Origin of the sequence: Pseudomonas sp. V88_4, assembly GCF_029967985.1 — a bacterium.
In the GTDB taxonomy this organism is placed as follows: Bacteria; Pseudomonadota; Gammaproteobacteria; order Pseudomonadales; family Pseudomonadaceae; genus Aquipseudomonas; species Aquipseudomonas glycinae.
Window position 1 is genome coordinate 1 of the sequence record NZ_JASCAF010000038.1, and the last position, 16,766, is coordinate 16,766.

Genomic DNA, 16,766 nt, shown 5'->3' on the forward strand with positions numbered 1-16,766 from the left:
CGATACCTACATCGTCGACAACGTCGGCGACGTGGTCAGAGAAACCAGCACCCTGACCAGCGAGATCGACACTGTTAAAGCGTCGGTGGACTACATCCTTGGCGCCAACCTGGAAAACCTCACGCTCACCGGCAATGCCAATATCTACGGCATCGGCAACGCCCTGAACAACGTCATCATCGGCAACGACGGCGACAACCAGCTCAATGGCGGCGCCGGGCTCGATACCCTGGTCGGTGGTAAAGGCAACGATGCCTACTTCCTCGATCAGGCCGGTGAACTGGCACTGGTGCAGGAAAACGCCAACGAGGGTAACGACACCCTCAATGTCGTTTACTCGGCTACGCCGCTGACCAACCTGATCGACCTGAGCCTGAGCAATCTGCAGAACGTCGAGAACGTCTCGCTGCTGGGCAGCGGTGCGTTCAACATTACCGGCAACAGCCTGAACAACACCCTGACCGGCAACAGCGCCAACAACGTTCTGAATGGAGGCGCCGGCGCTGACACGCTCATCGGCGGCGCAGGCGCGGACACCTTTGTTTTCAGCGCTGTCAACGAAATGGGGATCGGAGCCAATCGTGATGTCATCAGCGACTTCAGCAGCCTGCAGGGTGACAAGATCGATCTGAGCCACTTCGATGCCAATCTGCTGGCGGCAGGCCTCAATGGCTTCACCTTCATTGGCGCAGGTGAATTCACTGGAGCCGGGCAACTGCGATTCGTCGATCACATTCTGTCGGGCAACGTCAGCGGCAACGCCACGGCAGACTTCGAAATCCAGTTGGTGGGGGTCAATACATTCAGCGCCAACGATCTGGTGGCCTGATGGTTTTACCGTAAAGCTGCAATCCGGCCTGGCTCACAGGCCGGATAAAAAAACGCCCCGATCGTATCGGGGCGTTTTTTATTGGCCGTGACCGTTGAATATCCGCTAACACAACACGCCCAGCTCCTTGGCCCGCGCCACGGCCTGCGTGCGCCGCTCCACCCCCAGCTTGCTGTTGATATGGCTGGCATGGGTTTTCACGGTATGTAACGAAATGAACAGTTGCTCGCTGATTTCCTGATTCGAACAGCCTTGGGCGATCAACCGCAGGACTGCCAGTTCCCGGCTGCTCAGTTGTTCCGCTGTCGGAAGCTCTTGAACGTTGCGCGATACCACGGGAGGGAAATGCTCCAGCAATTGCTGACTGGCGAAACCCGGCAACATCAGCAACAGCTGCCCGCGCAACCACTCGGCATGTTGTTTGACCAGAGCATCAAAGGGCTGCAACACCCCGCCGCTGGCCGCTTCAATCGCCTGAGCCAATGCTTTTCGGGCTTCAGGTTCACGACTGCTCGCCAACAGTAACGCCACTTTTTGCGTCAATGCCATCACGCTCAACAGCTGACGCCCGGTTTGCTGGCCGTTTTCCAGCAGCACGTTCAGCCGACCCTCAGCAAGCATCGGCTGCCCCTGAATGACATCCAGCAGCGCCTGCTGCAACTCGACATGCAACGGCAACTGCGGATGAAACTCCGGTGGTGCCGCGGCGCGCTCGCCGGTGTAGGTCTGCCCCAGTCGCGCCAGCCAGGCCTCGGCCAGATCAATGCGCCCCTGCGCCAGCCACAACTCGCATTTGACCAGAGTAATCATCGCCAGATAGTAGATCGGTGGCACATCCCAGATGTGCATCAGACGCTCGGCTTCTGCCAGTTCGGCGAAAGCCCGGGCGTAATCACCGCGGCTGCCGTCGAGCCGGGCAATCACGCAGTGACCAATCAACACGCTGATATCACGACAGGCCCGCGCTTCACTGAGGCCGGCCTGCAATCGCGCGCGCGCCGCTTCGGGCTGCAACCGCATGGCCAGCAGAAAACCCTCATACAGTGTCAGTCGCGCACGCACGGCGTACAACCGTTGTGCGGACAAGCCGCGCAAGCGCTCCAGCCCTTGGCGCACTTCATCGAGCGCGCGCAGGATTTCGCCCCGTGCTTGCAGGACGCGGGCACGATCGTAATGCGCCAGCGCCTCGAACAATGGATTGCCGACCCGCTGCGCCAGTTCAAGCGACTCGCGGTTCAGGCCCCGTGCACGCCACAGATCACCGTCGGCGATCGCGAGGTTGGACAAGGTGGACAGGCACATCAGGCGCTGGCCGTAGCGCTTGGCCGGCAGGCTTTCCAGTGCCTCGCTGCAATATTCGATGGTCTGCTCGCGATGGCCCCGCCCACGGGCGATGATGCCCTTGAGCGCCAGCCATTGGGCCAACATCGATTTCTGTGCAGTGGCAGAAGGTGCCGGCAGAAACCGGCTCAGGTGACTGGCGAGTTCTTCGGCCGCGTCGAGCTGACAGGCCAGTCCCAACGCCCAGCTATACAAAACGATCAAACGCGGTGTGCTGATCAACAGGCTGTCAGGCAAGTCCATTTTCCAGCGCAGCAGCATGCCGACATTCTGCTCGGCGAGCAGTTGTTCTTCGGACAGGTTCTGTACCAGATTCGCCGCAACGTCCAGATGCCCTGCCCGCAACGCCTGCTCGACAGCTTCGTCCAGTAACCCCTGGGCATTGAACCAGCGACAGGCGCGCAAGTGCAGCGTGGCGACAGGCACGATCGCCCGGGTAATCGGTCGACTGCGCAACAGGTCGGAAAACAGATGGTGATAGCGATACCAGTGCCCATGCTCGTCCAACGGCACCAGGAATACCTGATGTGCCAGGAGAAAACGCAGGATCTCGGCACTGTCATGGGATTCGCGCACCGCGTCGCACAGCTCGCTGCAAAAGCGCTCCTGCGGTGCGGTGTCATAAAGGAACGCCTGCACCACGGCGGGCAGGCAGTCGATGACTTCCTCCAGCAGGTATTCACGGATCAGCCCTTCCCCGCCGTTCAACGCTTGAGGCAAGGCCGATTCGGTGCCGGCTTCAGAAATCGCCAGCAGCCAGAAGCGCAACCCGGCCACCCAGCCTTCGCTGCGCTGGATCAGGTTTTCCAGCGCCTCGCCACGCAGTGAGCTGCTGTGACGATCGAGCAGTGCCAGGGCCTCATCGTGGGTCAGGCGCAGATCCTGCTCGTGCAGTTCCAGCAACTGGCGCGACAGGCGCAGACGGGCCAGGTGCCAGTCCGGGCGCTGCCGACTGGTGACCATGACCAGCAGACCATCGGGCAAATGGTTGAGGAAAAACTGCAGGCAACGATCAAGCACCGGCCCTTGCGCGAGGTGGTAATCGTCGAGTACGAGCAGCAACGGCGAGGTCGGTAGCAGGTGCAGGGCCAGCTCATCGAGCAAGCCGTCGAGCCATTCCTCGAAGGCGAATGGCTGATGACGCTGGCGCATTTTCAATAAACCGAGTGCGCGGCTGCCGAGTTCGGGAAAGTAGTCTTGCAGACCCTCGAGCAAGCGCTCGAGGAAGCGTCCCGGGTCACTGTCGCGAGCGCTCAGGCCCAGCCACAGACTTTGCCAGTGCGCCGGCAAACTCTGGCAGAACTCCACCGCCAGCGAACTCTTGCCAAAACCGGCCGGTGCGCTGACCAGCAACAGGCGCCCTCCGAGCCCCGCACTCAGGCGCTCGCACAAACGGGGTCGCAGCACGTAGCCATCGGGTAACGGCGGGCGAAAAAAACGCCCGTCCAGTGCCGCGACGGCAACGCTTGCGGGACCCGGAAGTGGGGACAGATCAGTCATGGCCGGCTCTTGTTCGTATGGCTGTTGGCGGCGTAGCAGATGTCCGCAGACTAGCCTTAAACGGAGCGGTTATGAAGGTCGTTGCTACAAATGGCTACAAAAAGCCTACGGAAAAACTGATAGCAAAAAAAACGCCCCGAACCAGTCGGGGCGTATTCACGAGGATGCGGCCTCGGTTTACAGCTGCTTAGCGAACACCATCCTGACGCAGGGCAGCCGGGGTGAAGTCGCTGGTGGTGGCGGTGAAGCCGAAGTCATACGCCTGCTTCTCTTCGTTCTTCATGCCCAGCGCCAGATAACGACCGGATTGCAGATCGTAGAGGGTTTCCAGGGCATACCACGGCACTTGCTTGTCGTAGTAGTTCTCGGCGTGCGCTTCGGCGACGCGCCACAGTTGGCCACGACCGTCGTAGTGGTCGATGACAGCGGCTTGCCAGGTGTCTTCGTCGATGAAGAAGTCACGCTTGGCGTAGATGTGACGCTGACCTTCCTTCAGGGTCGCGGTCACGTGCCAGACGCGACGCAGTTCATAACGCGCCAGATCCTGGTTGATGTGCCCGGCCTTGATGATGTCGGTGTACTTGAGTTTCGGATCGTCGAGCTTGTAGCTGTCGGAGGCGATGTACATCTCCTGCTTGCCGACCAGTTTCCAGTCGTAGCGATCCGGTGCGCCGTTGAACATGTCCAGGTTGTCGGAGGTACGCAGGCCGTCCGCCGCGGTACCCGGGCCGTCATAGGACACTTGCGGTGCGCGGCGCACACGACGCTGACCGGCGTTGTAGACCCACGCCGAACGCGGTTCCTTCACCTGGTCGAGGGTTTCGTGCACCAGCAGCACGCCACCGGCCAGACGTGCCGGCGCGGTCACTTTCTGCTTGAAGTAGAACAGGATGTTGCCCGGGTTCGCCGGATCGTAATCCTTCATCTTGTCGCGGAACACGAACTGGTCCTGGAAGTACACCAGGCTGAACGAGCCGTTCGGTTGCGGCGTGGCCTGGGTCACCAGACGCGTCACGCTGCCGCCGCGATAGCGGGTGATGTGGTTCCAGATGACTTCCACACCGGTTTTCGGAATCGGGAACGGCACGGCGGTATCGAAGTTTTCCAGACCGTTGCCACCCGACACCAGGGTCGTGGTGGTGGCGTTCTTCTTGATGGCGGCGAATACGTCATCCGGTACGGTGGCACCGCGATGGGACGGGTAGACCGGCATCTTGAAGGTGTCAGGGTAGCGCTGGAACATCGCGTACTGACCCGGCGCGAGCTTGGCCTTGTACTGATCGACGTTCTGCTTGGTGATGGTGAACAGCGGTTTTTCGCTGGCATAGGGGTCTGACAGGAAGCCTTTGCTGTCGACGGTGCCGGCATTCTTCGGCATCGGTTTCCAGGCCGGGATCGAGCCGTCGGCGTTACCGGCCATTTCGGCGCCCATCGGGGTCAGGCTCTTGCCCAGCTTGTCCGCTTCGGCGGCAGGCACCGCCGCCATGACGCCGGTCGCCAGCAGCGACAGGCCCAGAACACCGGCGTGGAACAGACTTTTTGTTATTTTCATAAATTCGTTCGTCCTGAAATGCAGTGCTTAGAAGTTCACGCCGAGGCTGAGCGCCACGAAGTCGCGGTCATCCACGGTGCTGTACTTGCCGTCGAAGAAGTTGGTGTACGCCAGGCTCGCGGTGTAGGTGTTCTGGTACTCGGCGTCGACGCCCAGGCTGACGGCCTTGCGACCTTCCTCGAAGTTGCCGCCAGGGCCCGGCGAGTAGCCGCTGACGTCGTGGGACCAGGCCACGTTCGGCTTGAGGTTCACACCGGCGAACACATCGTTGTATTCCCAGATCGCACGGCCACGGTAGCCCCAGGACATCGACGTGGTGAAACCGTCGTTGTCGCAATTGCGGCTGCGGTTGTTCTGCGGCGAACCTGGTCCGGCGCCATTGATGGTGCCGTTGTTGAGGATGTTGACGCAGGTGTTGGTGGTACCGGTGGCTGGCAGTTCGCCCGGGCCGAAGACCGGATCGCGGCCATAGCGCTTGTCGGATCGGCTCTCCAGGCCGCCCACGTAAGTCATGCCCACTTCACCCACCAGGGTCAGACGGCTGGCGCCCATGACCTGATCGAAGAAGTGCGTGAAGGTGGTTTGCAGTTGAGTGATTTCCTTGCGCTCGTAGCCATGCAGATCCTGGCCCGGCACGCCATTGAGCAGCGATGCGTTGGCGTAAGGGCCACCCAGCGGACGCACACCGGCGAACAGGATGTCGGTGGAGTTCAGTTGCACCGGTGCATTCGGGCGATAGCTGATCTCACCGCTCCACGCCGTACCGGTAGGCAAAGTGGTGGAGAAGCTCAGACCATAGAGGCGGATGTCTTCAGGGTATTCGACGAAGTATTTCGAGTTGCCCGCGACCAGCAGCGGCCCGAGTGCCTGAAACGGACCTGGCAATGCGGCTACGCCGTTGTAGACCGATTGCGGCGCGCCAGTGGCACTGAAGATCGGCGCACGGCTGTGGTAATTCATGAAGTAGGCACCGAATTCGGTGTCCAGCGGTTCGAACATGTACTTGAGGGACGCGCCCCACTGGCCGCTGTCGCGCGCATCGCGATCGGCGCCGCGCGGCACCAGCACGCCTTCTTCATTGACGTTGACACCGTTGGCCGCCAATGGCCCCAGGGCAATGGCCGGGATCTGCGAGCGCTTGTTGAGTACGCGCAAGTTATCGGTGCAGCCGTCGGCAATAATGTCCGGCTGGGAGAAGAACGTGCCGCAGTTGTCGACGACGGTCTGGTCCCACTCCAGCTGATAGAAGGCTTCGGCCGACAGGTTGTCGGTCAGGCTCTGGGACACGTAGAACATGTTGACCGGGATCAGGCCTTCCTTGATCTCGGCGCCTGGACGACGGAACGCGGACACGTCGATCGGGTTGATCGAGTTGATGCCGCCACCGATGAAGGTACTTTCACCCCAGCTCACCACCTGTTTGCCCAGACGCACGGAGCCCGGCTGATCGGCGATCGAATAGTTGTGGTAGACGAAGGCATCGAGGATCTGGCCGCCGGCGGACTTGGCGCCTTCCTTGCGGTTGTGGTCGCTGATGTCCTTGAACTCGCGGCTCTCGTCTTTCAGTTCGAAGTCGTACCAGTACTTGCCACGGACGAACACGCCGGTGTCGCCGTATTTCAGTTCAAGGTCATGGATGCCCTTGAAGATCTTCGAGAAGGTTTCGCCGCTCTTGAAGTTGGCGTGGCCGTCGTCGGAAGTCTGGGACAGACCGTGACCGCCATTGTTGACGCCGATGAGGTTCTTGTTCGGGCTCTGGGTGGACCAACTGGCACCGATCGACAGGGAGGAGTCGAACTGGCCTTCGATTTCACCGACGTTGAAACTGACGCCGAATGCGGGCCCGGCGAGCGAAGAAGCAAGACTGACGGCCAGAGGCAGCTTTGCCCGGCGCCAGAACTGGTTTACTGAGGTCATCGACGCTACTCCATGTGCATTATTGTTATGGCAGTGAGTACTTTTAAAAACGCCTGAAGGACCGGGTGCCAGAGACTTCCCGAAATCGCTTCAATGTTGCATCGCCCCGTTTGTGCGTGTGCCCCGTTCTTAAAAATCCTTGAGCGGACTATAGCCAGCAGGTGGTACTGCTTGATCCCTCTAAAGTGTGATTTGCAGCTGCCGGCCACTCTGGAACAGTCCTTTCGCCAGTCCGACACATGTCGGCACGGCAAGGATGGCTGAAAATTCGGATTTCACAAGCCAAGCGCTTGCTTGGTGGGTCTGGGGCGCCGTTTTGGGGGGGCCAGCGGACGCTCAGAGCGTCGAGAGGAAGGTACTGTTGTTGGCCTGCCATTCAGTGATGTCGAGGCGGATGCGCTTCTTGTCGAGCTTGCCGACACTGGTCTTGGGAATTTCAGTAACAAGCGCGATCTGACTTGGTATCGCCCACTTGCTCAAGTGCCCCAACTCAACGAACGGCTTGAGGTGTTCCTTGAGCTCGCGCGCCCCGATAACGTGCCCTTCGCGCACCACCAGCAAGGCAAACGGACGCTCGCCCCACTGCGGATCGGCGATCCCCACCACTGCTACTTCACGTACCGCGACGTGCCGGCTGATCAGGTCTTCGAGGTCCAGCGAAGAGATCCACTCGCCACCGGTCTTGATCACGTCCTTGATCCGGTCGCGGATGTCGATCACACCCATGGCGTCGAGCGTCGCCACGTCGCCGGTGTGCAGCCAGCCGCCGGCCCACAGCTCGGCGCCCTTCTGCGGTTCGTTGAAGTAGCCCTCGGTCAGCCACGGTGCGCGCAGCACCAGTTCGCCCTGGGTCTCGCCGTCCGCCGGGAGGAAATTGCCCTCGGTGTCGACGATGGCTGCTTCGACCAATGGCCCCGGCACGCCGGCCTTGATCCGGTAAGTGGTGCGCTCGTCCTCGGTGCCCGCCATCAACTCATCGTTAAGGTGCGCGCACGAGACCAGCGGCCCGGTTTCCGACATGCCGTAAGCGGCCGTCAGTTGAATGCCCTTGCTCTTGGCCGTTTCGTACAGCGTGCGATTGAGCGCACTGCCGCCAATGACGATTTTCCAGCCGCCGAAATCGGTGCCCTGCGCGCCTTTGGCGTTGAGCACCATCTGCAGGATGGTCGGCACGCAATGGGAGAACGTGACCTTTTCCTTGCGCCACAGCTCGACCAGGAATTCCGGGTCGTAACGCCCCGGATAGACCTGCTTGAGCCCGAGCATGGTCGCCACATACGGCAGGCCCCACGCATGCACGTGGAACATCGGGGTGATCGGCATGTACACATCGTTGGTGCCCAGCAGCCGCACACTGTCGATGGCGCCCATGATGGTCGACACGCCCATGGTGTGCAGCACCAGTTGCCGATGGGTGAAGTACACGCCTTTCGGATTGCCGGTGGTGCCCGTGGTGTAGAACGTGGTGGCGACCGAGTTCTCGTCGAAATCCTGGAAGTCGTACTGGGGACTGGCGGCCGCCAGCAGTTGCTCGTACTCGCCGACCAGATTCGGCAGATCGGCGGTTTTTTCCGGCAGATCGGTCAGCAGCAGGGTTTTCTCCACCGTGGTCAGGTGCGGCGCGATGGCCTGATACAGCCCGACGAACTCGCTGTTGACCAGCACGAAGCGGTCCTCGGCGTGGTTCATGGTGTAGAGGATCTGCTCCGGCGACAGACGCACGTTGATGGTGTGGATCACCGCGCCGATCATCGGGATCGCAAACATGCACTCCAGGTAGCGATGGCTGTCCCAGTCCATTACCGCCACGGTGTCACCCGCTTTTACGCCGGCCGCCGTCAGCACGTTAGCCAGCCGCGCCACGCGCTCGATCAGGGTCGGGTAGCTGTAGCGCAGCTGGTCACGGTAGATGATCTCGCGGGTTTTCTCGTAACGGGCACCGGACATCAGCAGCCGTTTAATCAGCAGTGGATACTGGTACGCCCCTTCGGCGGGCGGAATAACGCGAGTCTGCAACATAAGAATCCCTTTTCTGACTGCACGGTGTTGGCGTTGGAGTTTCGTACTCTAGAACCGTTATACGTCAGCCAAATCAGCCAAAGGAATGATTTGCAGAGCCGTACAAATGCTAGCTTTGCGCCAGCATTTGCCGGAATCCGTTACGTCACCGCAGGATCAATGCATCTCGGTGAACGCGAGTTTCACGCCGATGGCGATCAGCACCGCGCCCATGGTGCGGTCGAACCAGTGGCCCATACGGGCGAAACCGGCGCGCACGCGCTGCTGGCTGAACAACATGGCCACCAGGCAGAACCAGGTCGCGGTCGCGACAGCCAGATAGATCCCGTAACCGGCCTGCACCGTCAGCGGTGTGTGCGGGTTGATCACCACAGTGAACAACGACAGGAAGAACAGCGTGGCTTTCGGGTTCAGACCGTTGGTCACGAAGCCCGAAGTGAACGCGCCACGAGCGGTGCGCTCGCCGGCCTCTTTGTGCAGATCATCGGCGACGGTTTTCGCCGGTTGCGCGCGCAGGGCCTTGAAGCCGATGTACAGCAGGTACGCGGCGGCGGCCCATTTCAAGGCGTTGAACAGCACGATCGATTGGGAAACGATCAACCCGATCCCCAGCAAGGAATAACCGACGTGCAGGAAAATCGCCGTGCCCACGCCCAACGCGGTCCAGGTTCCGGCGCGTCGACCATGGGTCACGCTTTCGCGCACCACCACGGCGAAATCAGGACCGGGACTGGCGACGGCCAGCAGGTGGATCAGGGCAACGGTCAAGAATTCGGTCCAGTACATGGGGGCTCCTTTCGGCCAAGCGTAACGAGTTGTTTCATCTGGTAGGCTCGGCAGATTACGCCTTCCCTTCAAAGCACGACAGGTACAGTTGATGACGAACGCCCACCGCGCCGTATTCCTCGATCACCCTTCGCTGGATCTTGGCGATCTTGATCTGAGCCCTTTGCGTGACTGCTTCAGCGATCTGCAACTGTTCGCCCAGACGTTGCCTGCGCAGGTTGCCGAACGCCTGCAAGGTGCGACCGTGGCGATCAGCAACAAGGTCCCGATCGACGCCGCCGCCATGGCCGCCAACCCACAGCTGAAGCTGATCCTGATCACCGCCACCGGTACCAACAACGTCGATCTGGCCGCCGCCCGCGCCCACGGCATCACCGTGTGCAACTGTCAGGGTTACGGCACGCCGTCGGTGGCGCAGCACACGATCATGCTGTTGCTCAACCTCGCCACACGTCTGGCCGATTATCAAAAAGCCGTCAGCCAAGGCCGCTGGCAGCAAGCAAAACAGTTCTGCCTGCTGGATTACCCGATCGTCGAGCTGGAAGGCAAAACCCTGGGTCTGCTCGGCCATGGTGAACTGGGCGGTGCGGTCGCGCGATTGGCCGAAGCCTTCGGCATGCGCGTGTTGCTGGGACAGATTCCGGGGCGCCCGGCCCGGCCGGATCGCCTGCCGCTGGAGGAATTGCTGCCACAGATCGACGCCCTCACCCTGCACTGCCCGCTCAACGAACACACCCGGCACTTCATCGGAGCCCGCGAACTCGCTTCGATGAAACCCGGCGCCTTCGTGGTCAACACCGCCCGCGGCGGGCTGATTGACGAACAGGCCTTGGCCGACGCCTTGCGCAGTGGTCATCTGGGCGGCGCGGCCACCGATGTGTTGAGCGTCGAACCACCGACCAACGGCAATCCGCTGCTGGCCGCCGACATCCCGCGCCTGATCGTCACCCCGCACAATGCCTGGGGCAGTCGTGAAGCGCGGCAGCGAATCGTCGGCCAACTGGTGGAAAACACCCGGGCGTTCTACAGCGGTAAGGCGCTGCGGGTCGTCAGTTGATAAACTGCGGCACTTTTTTTCACAGGAGCAGTTATGGATCCGCGCAGTGAAGTACTGCTTCGTCAGGCCGAGTTATTCCAGGGTTCGGTGTTGTTGGCCGGTTTGCCTGCCGATGATCTGCTGGGGCGCCTGCCCGAGGCGTTTGGCTGGTGCTGGCACGCCGGCGATCAGGCTGCGCTCGAAGCGCGCTTCGAAGGGCGTAGCCATTTTGGCGTGAACGTGCCGGAGCGCGAATTCACCAATGCCGTGGTGTTCCTGCCCAAGGCCAAGGACCTGACCGATTACATCCTCAATGCCGTGGCTTCGCGTCTGGCCGGGCGTGAGGTGTATCTGGTCGGGGAGAAACGCAGCGGTATCGAAGGCGCCTCCAAACAGCTCAACCCGTTCGGCAAACCGCGCAAGCTCGACAGCGCGCGTCACTGCCAACTCTGGCAAGTGACGGTGGCCAACGCCCCTGAAGCCAAATCGCTGGAAAGTCTGGCGCAGACTTATGAGCTTCCACTGGCCGAAGGGCCACTGAAAGTGATCAGCCTGCCGGGCGTGTTCAGCCATGGCCGACTGGATCGCGGCAGCGCCCTGCTGCTGGAACACCTGGACAAACTGCCGAGCGGTCATTTGCTGGACTTCGGTTGCGGCGCCGGCGTGCTTGGCGCGGCGGTCAAGCGCCGTTACCCGCACAATCAGGTCACGTTGCTCGACGTTGATGCCTTCGCTGCCGCCAGCAGCCGGCTGACCCTGGCCGCCAATGGCCTGGAAGCCGAGGTGCTGACCGGTGACGGCATCGACGCCGCGCCGATGGGTTTGAACGCGATTCTGAGCAATCCACCGTTCCATGTCGGCGTGCACACCGATTATTTCGCTACCGAGAACTTGCTGCGAAAAGCGGCCAAACATCTGAAAAACGGCGGAGAACTTCGTCTGGTTGCCAACAGTTTCCTGAAGTACCAGCCGCTGATCGAGGAGCATCTCGGAGTCTGCGCGATCAAGGCCGAAGGTAATGGTTTCCGGATTTACCGGGCCAAGCGCGGCTGAAAATTAGCACTTGCCGAATGGATTCCGCCTAGGCAGAATCCGCTCCGTCCTAGGGGAGTAGTCTCCCACGAGCGCCATGCTCGTCCGGCATACGTCAACATACTTGATCCTCAGATCATGGCGTATGCGACCCAAGCGTCCGCAGCAGACGGATCGCAGGGTTTGACAAGACCTATGACACGCACACCTTACCCGGGGCGGGAAGGCTGTACGTGTCATAGCCGTGTCGACCCGCCCCTTAGGAAATCCTGATGCTGGACTCGTTACTCGTTCCCACCGCAATCGTTGCCTTGGCCGAAATCGGCGACAAGACGCAACTGCTCGCGCTGATTCTCGCCGCTCGCTTCCGCAAACCCTGGCCGATCATCGCCGGTATCGTGGCTGCGACCCTGGCCAACCACGCGGCAGCCGGTGCGGTCGGCGCCTGGTTCGGCAGCTTCTTCTCCGATTCCGTCCTGCACTGGATTCTCGCCGCAAGTTTCGCCGCCACCGCCCTGTGGACGCTGGTGCCGGACAAGATGGATGACGATGAAGCCAGCACCGCCCGCAAGTTCGGGCCATTCCTGACCACGCTGATTGCGTTCTTCCTCGCGGAAATCGGTGACAAGACCCAGATCGCTACCGTGATGCTGGCGGCGCAATACCCGGAGCTGTGGCTGGTGATCATCGGCACCACGGCGGGCATGCTGATCGCCAACGTGCCGGTGGTACTGGCGGGGAATTTTGCGGCGGAGAAACTGCCGCTGACCCTGATCCGTCGACTGGCCGCTTCGGCGTTCCTGATCCTGGCGATCGTCGCGGTCTACAAGGCGATGCAGAGCAGCGGCTGGGTTTGATCCGGCAGATCGCTCCCCCACTCAGTGTGGGAGCGATCATTGTTTCAGGACTTGGGCGCTTTCTCGTAAAGCGGCATGACCTTCGGAATCGCCGCCTGCAAGGCAGCAGTGCGACTGCTGGAGGACGGGTGAGTGCTCATGAACTCCGGCGGCGCGCCTTCAGAGGCCTTGCTCATCTTGTTCCACAGGGTAATGGCGGCATTCGGGTTGTACCCGGCACGCGCGGCCAGTTCCAGACCGATCAGGTCAGCCTCGTTCTCGTTGGCGCGGCTGTTGGGCAGCGTCATGCCGTAGTTGGCCACGGTGTCGGCCAGCGCCAGGCTGTCCTGCCCCAGGCCGAGCAACGCACCGGCGCCCTGCTTGGCCATTTCGATGCCATAAGCCTTGGACATGGCTTCACGCCCATGCTCGCGCAGGGCGTGGGCGATTTCATGGCCCATGACCGCGGCGATTTCATCGTCGGTGAGTTTCAGGCTGTCGATCAGCCCGGTGTAGAAAATGATCTTGCCGCCAGGACCACAGTTGGCGTTGAGTTCGTCGCTCTTGATCAGGTTCACTTCCCACTGCCATTGCGCCGCATCCGGACGGAAGTTCGGCGCCTGAGCGATCAAGCGGTTGGCAATCGCCTGAACACGTTTGGCATCGTTGCTGGTCTTGTCCAGCACGCCTTTGCTGGACGCTTCGCCCACGGTCTTCTGATAGGACTGGGCATACATCTGGTCGACCTCTTGCGAGGACAGCATGCTGAACATGTACTGCTTGCGCTCAACGCCCACGGCACCGCCGCTGGTGGTGTTGACCGACTGACAACCGGCCAGCAACAGCGCTGCGCTCAGTGCACTTACAACCAATGTCTTGTTCATTCAAAAGCTCCCTGAAAACCTGCCGCGTATCCTAGGCGGGTAATGGTATCGACGCCAGAGACAACGGACGTGTTGCACCTGATTTCAGAAGACCTCCTTCTGACCTGTAGGAAAAAATTCATATCCACCGACAAGCCCGCTGCAACTGCGTCGTTCACTGATCCATTTGCGACATTGCGCTGCAATTACTCTCTCTATCCCTCACGGCTCAATAGTGGCTGCCGATACAACAGCGCAGACGTCCTCTCGCGTGCGGAGCTCCCATGAAGTTCAAGTCGATCCAGTTTTCCGTGGCTGCCCTGGCCGGCGCCATCGTGCTCAGCGTAGTCGCTGCGCTGGTGCTGTATGCGCTGTTCTCCGGTGCTCGCACCCAGGAAATGGTCCAGCAACGGACTCAGGCCCAGTTTGAGCAAGTCATCGAACAGCGCCTGACCTCGCTGGCGCAGACCCAGGTCAGCCAGATCCAGCGCGAACTGGAAGCGCCGCTGCTGATTGCCGGCGGACTGGTGCGCGTCAACGCCCTGCTCGGCACACCGGGCGCCGACGGCCAGCCACGCCTGAACGTCAGCCGCGAGCAACTGATCAGCCTGATCAAGGAAAACGTCGAGAAGAATCCGAAGATTCTCGGCACCTACATCGGCTGGGAAAAGAACGCACTGGACCACAATGACGCGGCCTACGTCGGCACCCAGGTTGTCGGGATCGATCCCGCCAACGGGCGCTTCCTGCCGTGGTGGTTCCGCAACGACGATGGCACCCTGGGCCTGGACAAACTGGTGGACGTCGACGACCAGAAAGTCCTGTCCACCGGCGTGCGCGCCAGCGAGTATTACCTGTGCTCGAAAGAAACCAGGAAATCCTGCGTGATCGATCCGGCCCCGTACAAGGTCGGTGACAAGATCGTCATGCTCGCCTCCTTCATCGAACCGATCATGCTCAACGGCGCGTTCCAGGGCATCGTCGGGGCCGACCTGTCGGTGAACTTCATCCAGGAAATGCTCCTGGGCGCGAACCAGAAACTCTACAGCGGCGCCGGGCAAATGGCCCTGATCGGCAGCAACGGCCGGATCGTCGCCTATACCAAGGACCCGAGCAAATTCGGCGAGAAGGTCAGCGACATTCTCGACGCCCAGCAGATTGCCAACATGGCCAATCTCAAGCGCGGCGAAGTGACGTACACCGTCAATAAAGAGCAAGGCCGGATCGAGTTGTATCTGCCGTTCGGCATCGGCCAGACCGACGCGCGCTGGACACTGATGCTGCAACTGCCGCTCGACGCCGTGATGGCTGATCTGCAAAAGCTGCAAGGCGACCTCGATGCCCAGCGCAAGTCCGACACCTTCGGCATGGCCATGGTCGGTCTGATCATCGCCGGCCTCGGCTTGCTGGTGATCTGGCTGGTGGGTCACGGCATCGCTCGCCCGCTCAAACAAATGGTGACCATGCTCGATGACATCGCTCAGGGCGAAGGCGACCTGACCCGCCGCTTGAGCAGTGATCGCAATGATGAACTTGGCTCAATCGCCAAGGGCTTCAATACCTTCCTAGCGAAATTGCAGGGGATGATCACGCAGGTGGTGTCGTCGGTGCAGAGCGTCAGCGATTCCTCGGAGCACACCGCGGACATCGCGATCCGTACCAATATCGGCATACAGAAACAGATGGCCGAGATCGATCAGGTGGCCACCGCCGTGCAGGAAATGACCGCCACCGCGCAGGATGTGGCGCGCAATGCGACCCAGGCTGCACAAGCCGCCAGCCATGCCGATCAGGCCGCCAGCCAGGGCATGCAGATCGTGCGCGACACCTCCAATTCGATTGGCGTGCTGGCCGTGGAAATCGGTAAGGCCGTGGACGTGGTACAGACGCTGGCCAAGGACAGCGAAAACATCAACGCGATCCTGATCGCCATTCGCGGGATCGCCGAGCAGACCAACCTGCTGGCCCTCAACGCGGCGATTGAAGCGGCCCGTGCCGGTGAGCAGGGACGCGGTTTTGCGGTGGTGGCCGATGAAGTGCGCAACCTGGCGCAGAAAACCCAGCAGGCCACCGAAGAAATCCAGAGCATGATCCAGCAACTGCAACAGGGTACCCGCGATGTGGTACGGGTCATGGAAGACAGCCAGAACCGCACCGACGAAAGCGTGCAGCACGCGGCGAAGGCGGCCGAAGCACTGGAAACCATCACCCAGGCAGTGTCGGTGATCAACGACATGAACACCCAGATCGCCAGCGCTGCCGAAGAACAGAGCGCGGTGGCCGACGACATCAACCGCAACGTGATCAATATCGGTCAGGTGGCTAATGAAGTGGCGGGTGGGGCAGATGAGTCGAGTTCGGCGAGTGCGGGCCTGACCAAACTGGCGGAGCAGCAGCGGCGGTTGATCAACCAGTTCAAGGTCTGACCGATCAAGCCGGAGTCAGGCACTCCGGCCCATTGAGCTTCGGATCATTGACCAGATTCGCCAGCACCCGCTCGCGCAAGGCGGCGGGTTCGCTGGCGAGCAACCCCTGCAGGACATGCAGTGGCGTCTCGGGATCAAGCCATGCCGCCTGCCCCGCCTCATCGAGAATCAACGGTCGGCGCTGACTGGCCGCCGGCTGGGTGATCACCGCCGTGCTCAGCCAAACCTGCTCCTGCACCGGATACGCCTCCCAGATCGCCGCAAAATACAGCGAAGCCCCCTCCCCCGGTGTCAGCCAGTACGGCCGTTTGCGCACGTTGCCGCGCCATTCGTAGAAACCGTTGGCCGGCAGCAGGCAGCGCCGCAGCCGCAGGGCCTCGCGGAACATCGGTTGTTCGGCGACGGTTTCGGCCCGGGCATGGGCCGGCGTACGTGACAGGTCGGTCAGCCACGGCGGCGTCAGGCCCCAACGGGCACGGGCCAGCGTGCGCTGGCCGTCAGGTTCGGCGCGCAGCATCAACACCGAATCGTTGGGGGAAATGTTCCACTGCGCCTGCTGATCGGCAGGAAAACCGGGCAGGCTCGCGAAATCGCGGTTCCAGCGAAACAGGGCATAACGTCCACACATG

Annotated in this window: 11 protein-coding genes, 1 pseudogene and 1 riboswitch; of the genes and pseudogenes, 5 read left to right on the forward strand and 7 right to left on the reverse strand. The window is 61.2% G+C overall.

Features of this window, described 5'->3' with window-relative positions:
- Nucleotides 1-829: pseudogene (locus QLG12_RS14495) on the forward strand (calcium-binding protein); the annotation flags it as partial.
- A 105-nt stretch (nucleotides 830-934) separates the two neighbouring features.
- On the opposite strand, the gene QLG12_RS14500 reads toward QLG12_RS14495, so the two are convergent.
- From QLG12_RS14500 to QLG12_RS14520, 5 genes are all read right to left on the reverse strand, one after another.
- Nucleotides 935-3,670: a LuxR C-terminal-related transcriptional regulator gene (locus QLG12_RS14500; protein WP_197868407.1), complete on the reverse strand. Its 2,736-nt coding sequence runs from the start codon at nucleotides 3,668-3,670 to the stop codon at nucleotides 935-937.
- Nucleotides 3,671-3,857: 187 nt separating this feature from the next.
- Entirely contained in the window at nucleotides 3,858-5,222 is a 1,365-nt protein-coding gene (locus tag QLG12_RS14505) for a DUF1329 domain-containing protein (protein WP_197868406.1), read from the reverse strand.
- 27 nt (nucleotides 5,223-5,249) lie between these two features.
- Nucleotides 5,250-7,139 carry a DUF1302 domain-containing protein gene (locus tag QLG12_RS14510; RefSeq protein WP_197868405.1) on the reverse strand — a complete coding sequence of 630 codons (1,890 nt, stop codon included), beginning with the start codon at nucleotides 7,137-7,139 and terminating at the stop codon, nucleotides 5,250-5,252.
- A 336-nt stretch (nucleotides 7,140-7,475) separates the two neighbouring features.
- Complete coding sequence (locus QLG12_RS14515; protein ID WP_064383979.1) at nucleotides 7,476-9,158, reverse strand: fatty acid--CoA ligase; 1,683 nt, start codon at nucleotides 9,156-9,158, stop codon at nucleotides 7,476-7,478.
- 156 nt (nucleotides 9,159-9,314) lie between these two features.
- Nucleotides 9,315-9,944: a LysE family transporter gene (locus QLG12_RS14520; RefSeq protein ID WP_064383980.1), complete on the reverse strand. Its 630-nt coding sequence runs from the start codon at nucleotides 9,942-9,944 to the stop codon at nucleotides 9,315-9,317.
- A gap of 91 nt (nucleotides 9,945-10,035) precedes the next feature.
- Between QLG12_RS14520 and QLG12_RS14525 the strand changes: the two genes are divergently transcribed.
- The 3 genes from QLG12_RS14525 to QLG12_RS14535 all read left to right on the forward strand — a co-directional run bounded on the left by QLG12_RS14525 (nucleotide 10,036) and on the right by QLG12_RS14535 (nucleotide 12,869).
- Complete coding sequence (locus tag QLG12_RS14525; RefSeq protein WP_282474776.1) at nucleotides 10,036-11,001, forward strand: 2-hydroxyacid dehydrogenase; 966 nt, start codon at nucleotides 10,036-10,038, stop codon at nucleotides 10,999-11,001.
- A 33-nt stretch (nucleotides 11,002-11,034) separates the two neighbouring features.
- Entirely contained in the window at nucleotides 11,035-12,033 is a 999-nt protein-coding gene (locus QLG12_RS14530) for a class I SAM-dependent methyltransferase (RefSeq protein ID WP_282474777.1), read from the forward strand.
- A 40-nt stretch (nucleotides 12,034-12,073) separates the two neighbouring features.
- Nucleotides 12,074-12,196: riboswitch (yybP-ykoY riboswitch) on the forward strand.
- Between the two features lie 88 nt (nucleotides 12,197-12,284).
- Nucleotides 12,285-12,869 (forward strand): TMEM165/GDT1 family protein, encoded by a 585-nt coding sequence (locus tag QLG12_RS14535; RefSeq protein ID WP_007956837.1) that lies wholly within the window; start codon nucleotides 12,285-12,287, stop codon nucleotides 12,867-12,869.
- A gap of 44 nt (nucleotides 12,870-12,913) precedes the next feature.
- Here the strand turns inward: QLG12_RS14535 and QLG12_RS14540 are convergent, their stop codons facing one another.
- On the reverse strand, nucleotides 12,914-13,732 hold the full coding sequence (locus QLG12_RS14540; RefSeq protein WP_011335892.1) for a M48 family metallopeptidase: 819 nt from the start codon (nucleotides 13,730-13,732) through the stop codon (nucleotides 12,914-12,916).
- Nucleotides 13,733-13,995: 263 nt separating this feature from the next.
- On the opposite strand from QLG12_RS14540, the gene QLG12_RS14545 reads away from it, so the two are divergent.
- Complete coding sequence (locus tag QLG12_RS14545; RefSeq protein ID WP_282474778.1) at nucleotides 13,996-16,137, forward strand: methyl-accepting chemotaxis protein; 2,142 nt, start codon at nucleotides 13,996-13,998, stop codon at nucleotides 16,135-16,137.
- A 4-nt stretch (nucleotides 16,138-16,141) separates the two neighbouring features.
- Here the strand turns inward: QLG12_RS14545 and QLG12_RS14550 are convergent, their stop codons facing one another.
- The gene (locus QLG12_RS14550) at nucleotides 16,142-16,765 is read right to left on the reverse strand and encodes an SOS response-associated peptidase (RefSeq protein ID WP_282474779.1); all 624 of its coding nucleotides are present in this window, start codon (nucleotides 16,763-16,765) and stop codon (nucleotides 16,142-16,144) included.
- Nucleotide 16,766: the final 1 nt, after the last annotated feature.

Excerpts from the sequence above, each read along its gene's own strand:
- QLG12_RS14500 (WP_197868407.1), bottom strand. The coding sequence starts at position 3,670 with ATGACTGATCTGTCCCCACTTCCGGGTCCCGCAAGCGTTGCCGTCGCG.
- QLG12_RS14545 (WP_282474778.1), top strand. The coding sequence starts at position 13,996 with ATGAAGTTCAAGTCGATCCAGTTTTCCGTGGCTGCCCTGGCCGGCGCC.
- QLG12_RS14530 (WP_282474777.1), top strand. The coding sequence starts at position 11,035 with ATGGATCCGCGCAGTGAAGTACTGCTTCGTCAGGCCGAGTTATTCCAG.
- QLG12_RS14505 (WP_197868406.1), bottom strand. The coding sequence starts at position 5,222 with ATGAAAATAACAAAAAGTCTGTTCCACGCCGGTGTTCTGGGCCTGTCG.
- QLG12_RS14540 (WP_011335892.1), bottom strand. The coding sequence starts at position 13,732 with ATGAACAAGACATTGGTTGTAAGTGCACTGAGCGCAGCGCTGTTGCTG.
- QLG12_RS14535 (WP_007956837.1), top strand. The coding sequence starts at position 12,285 with ATGCTGGACTCGTTACTCGTTCCCACCGCAATCGTTGCCTTGGCCGAA.
- QLG12_RS14550 (WP_282474779.1), bottom strand. The coding sequence starts at position 16,765 with ATGTGTGGACGTTATGCCCTGTTTCGCTGGAACCGCGATTTCGCGAGC.
- QLG12_RS14510 (WP_197868405.1), bottom strand. The coding sequence starts at position 7,139 with ATGACCTCAGTAAACCAGTTCTGGCGCCGGGCAAAGCTGCCTCTGGCC.
- QLG12_RS14515 (WP_064383979.1), bottom strand. The coding sequence starts at position 9,158 with ATGTTGCAGACTCGCGTTATTCCGCCCGCCGAAGGGGCGTACCAGTAT.
- QLG12_RS14525 (WP_282474776.1), top strand. The coding sequence starts at position 10,036 with ATGACGAACGCCCACCGCGCCGTATTCCTCGATCACCCTTCGCTGGAT.
- QLG12_RS14520 (WP_064383980.1), bottom strand. The coding sequence starts at position 9,944 with ATGTACTGGACCGAATTCTTGACCGTTGCCCTGATCCACCTGCTGGCC.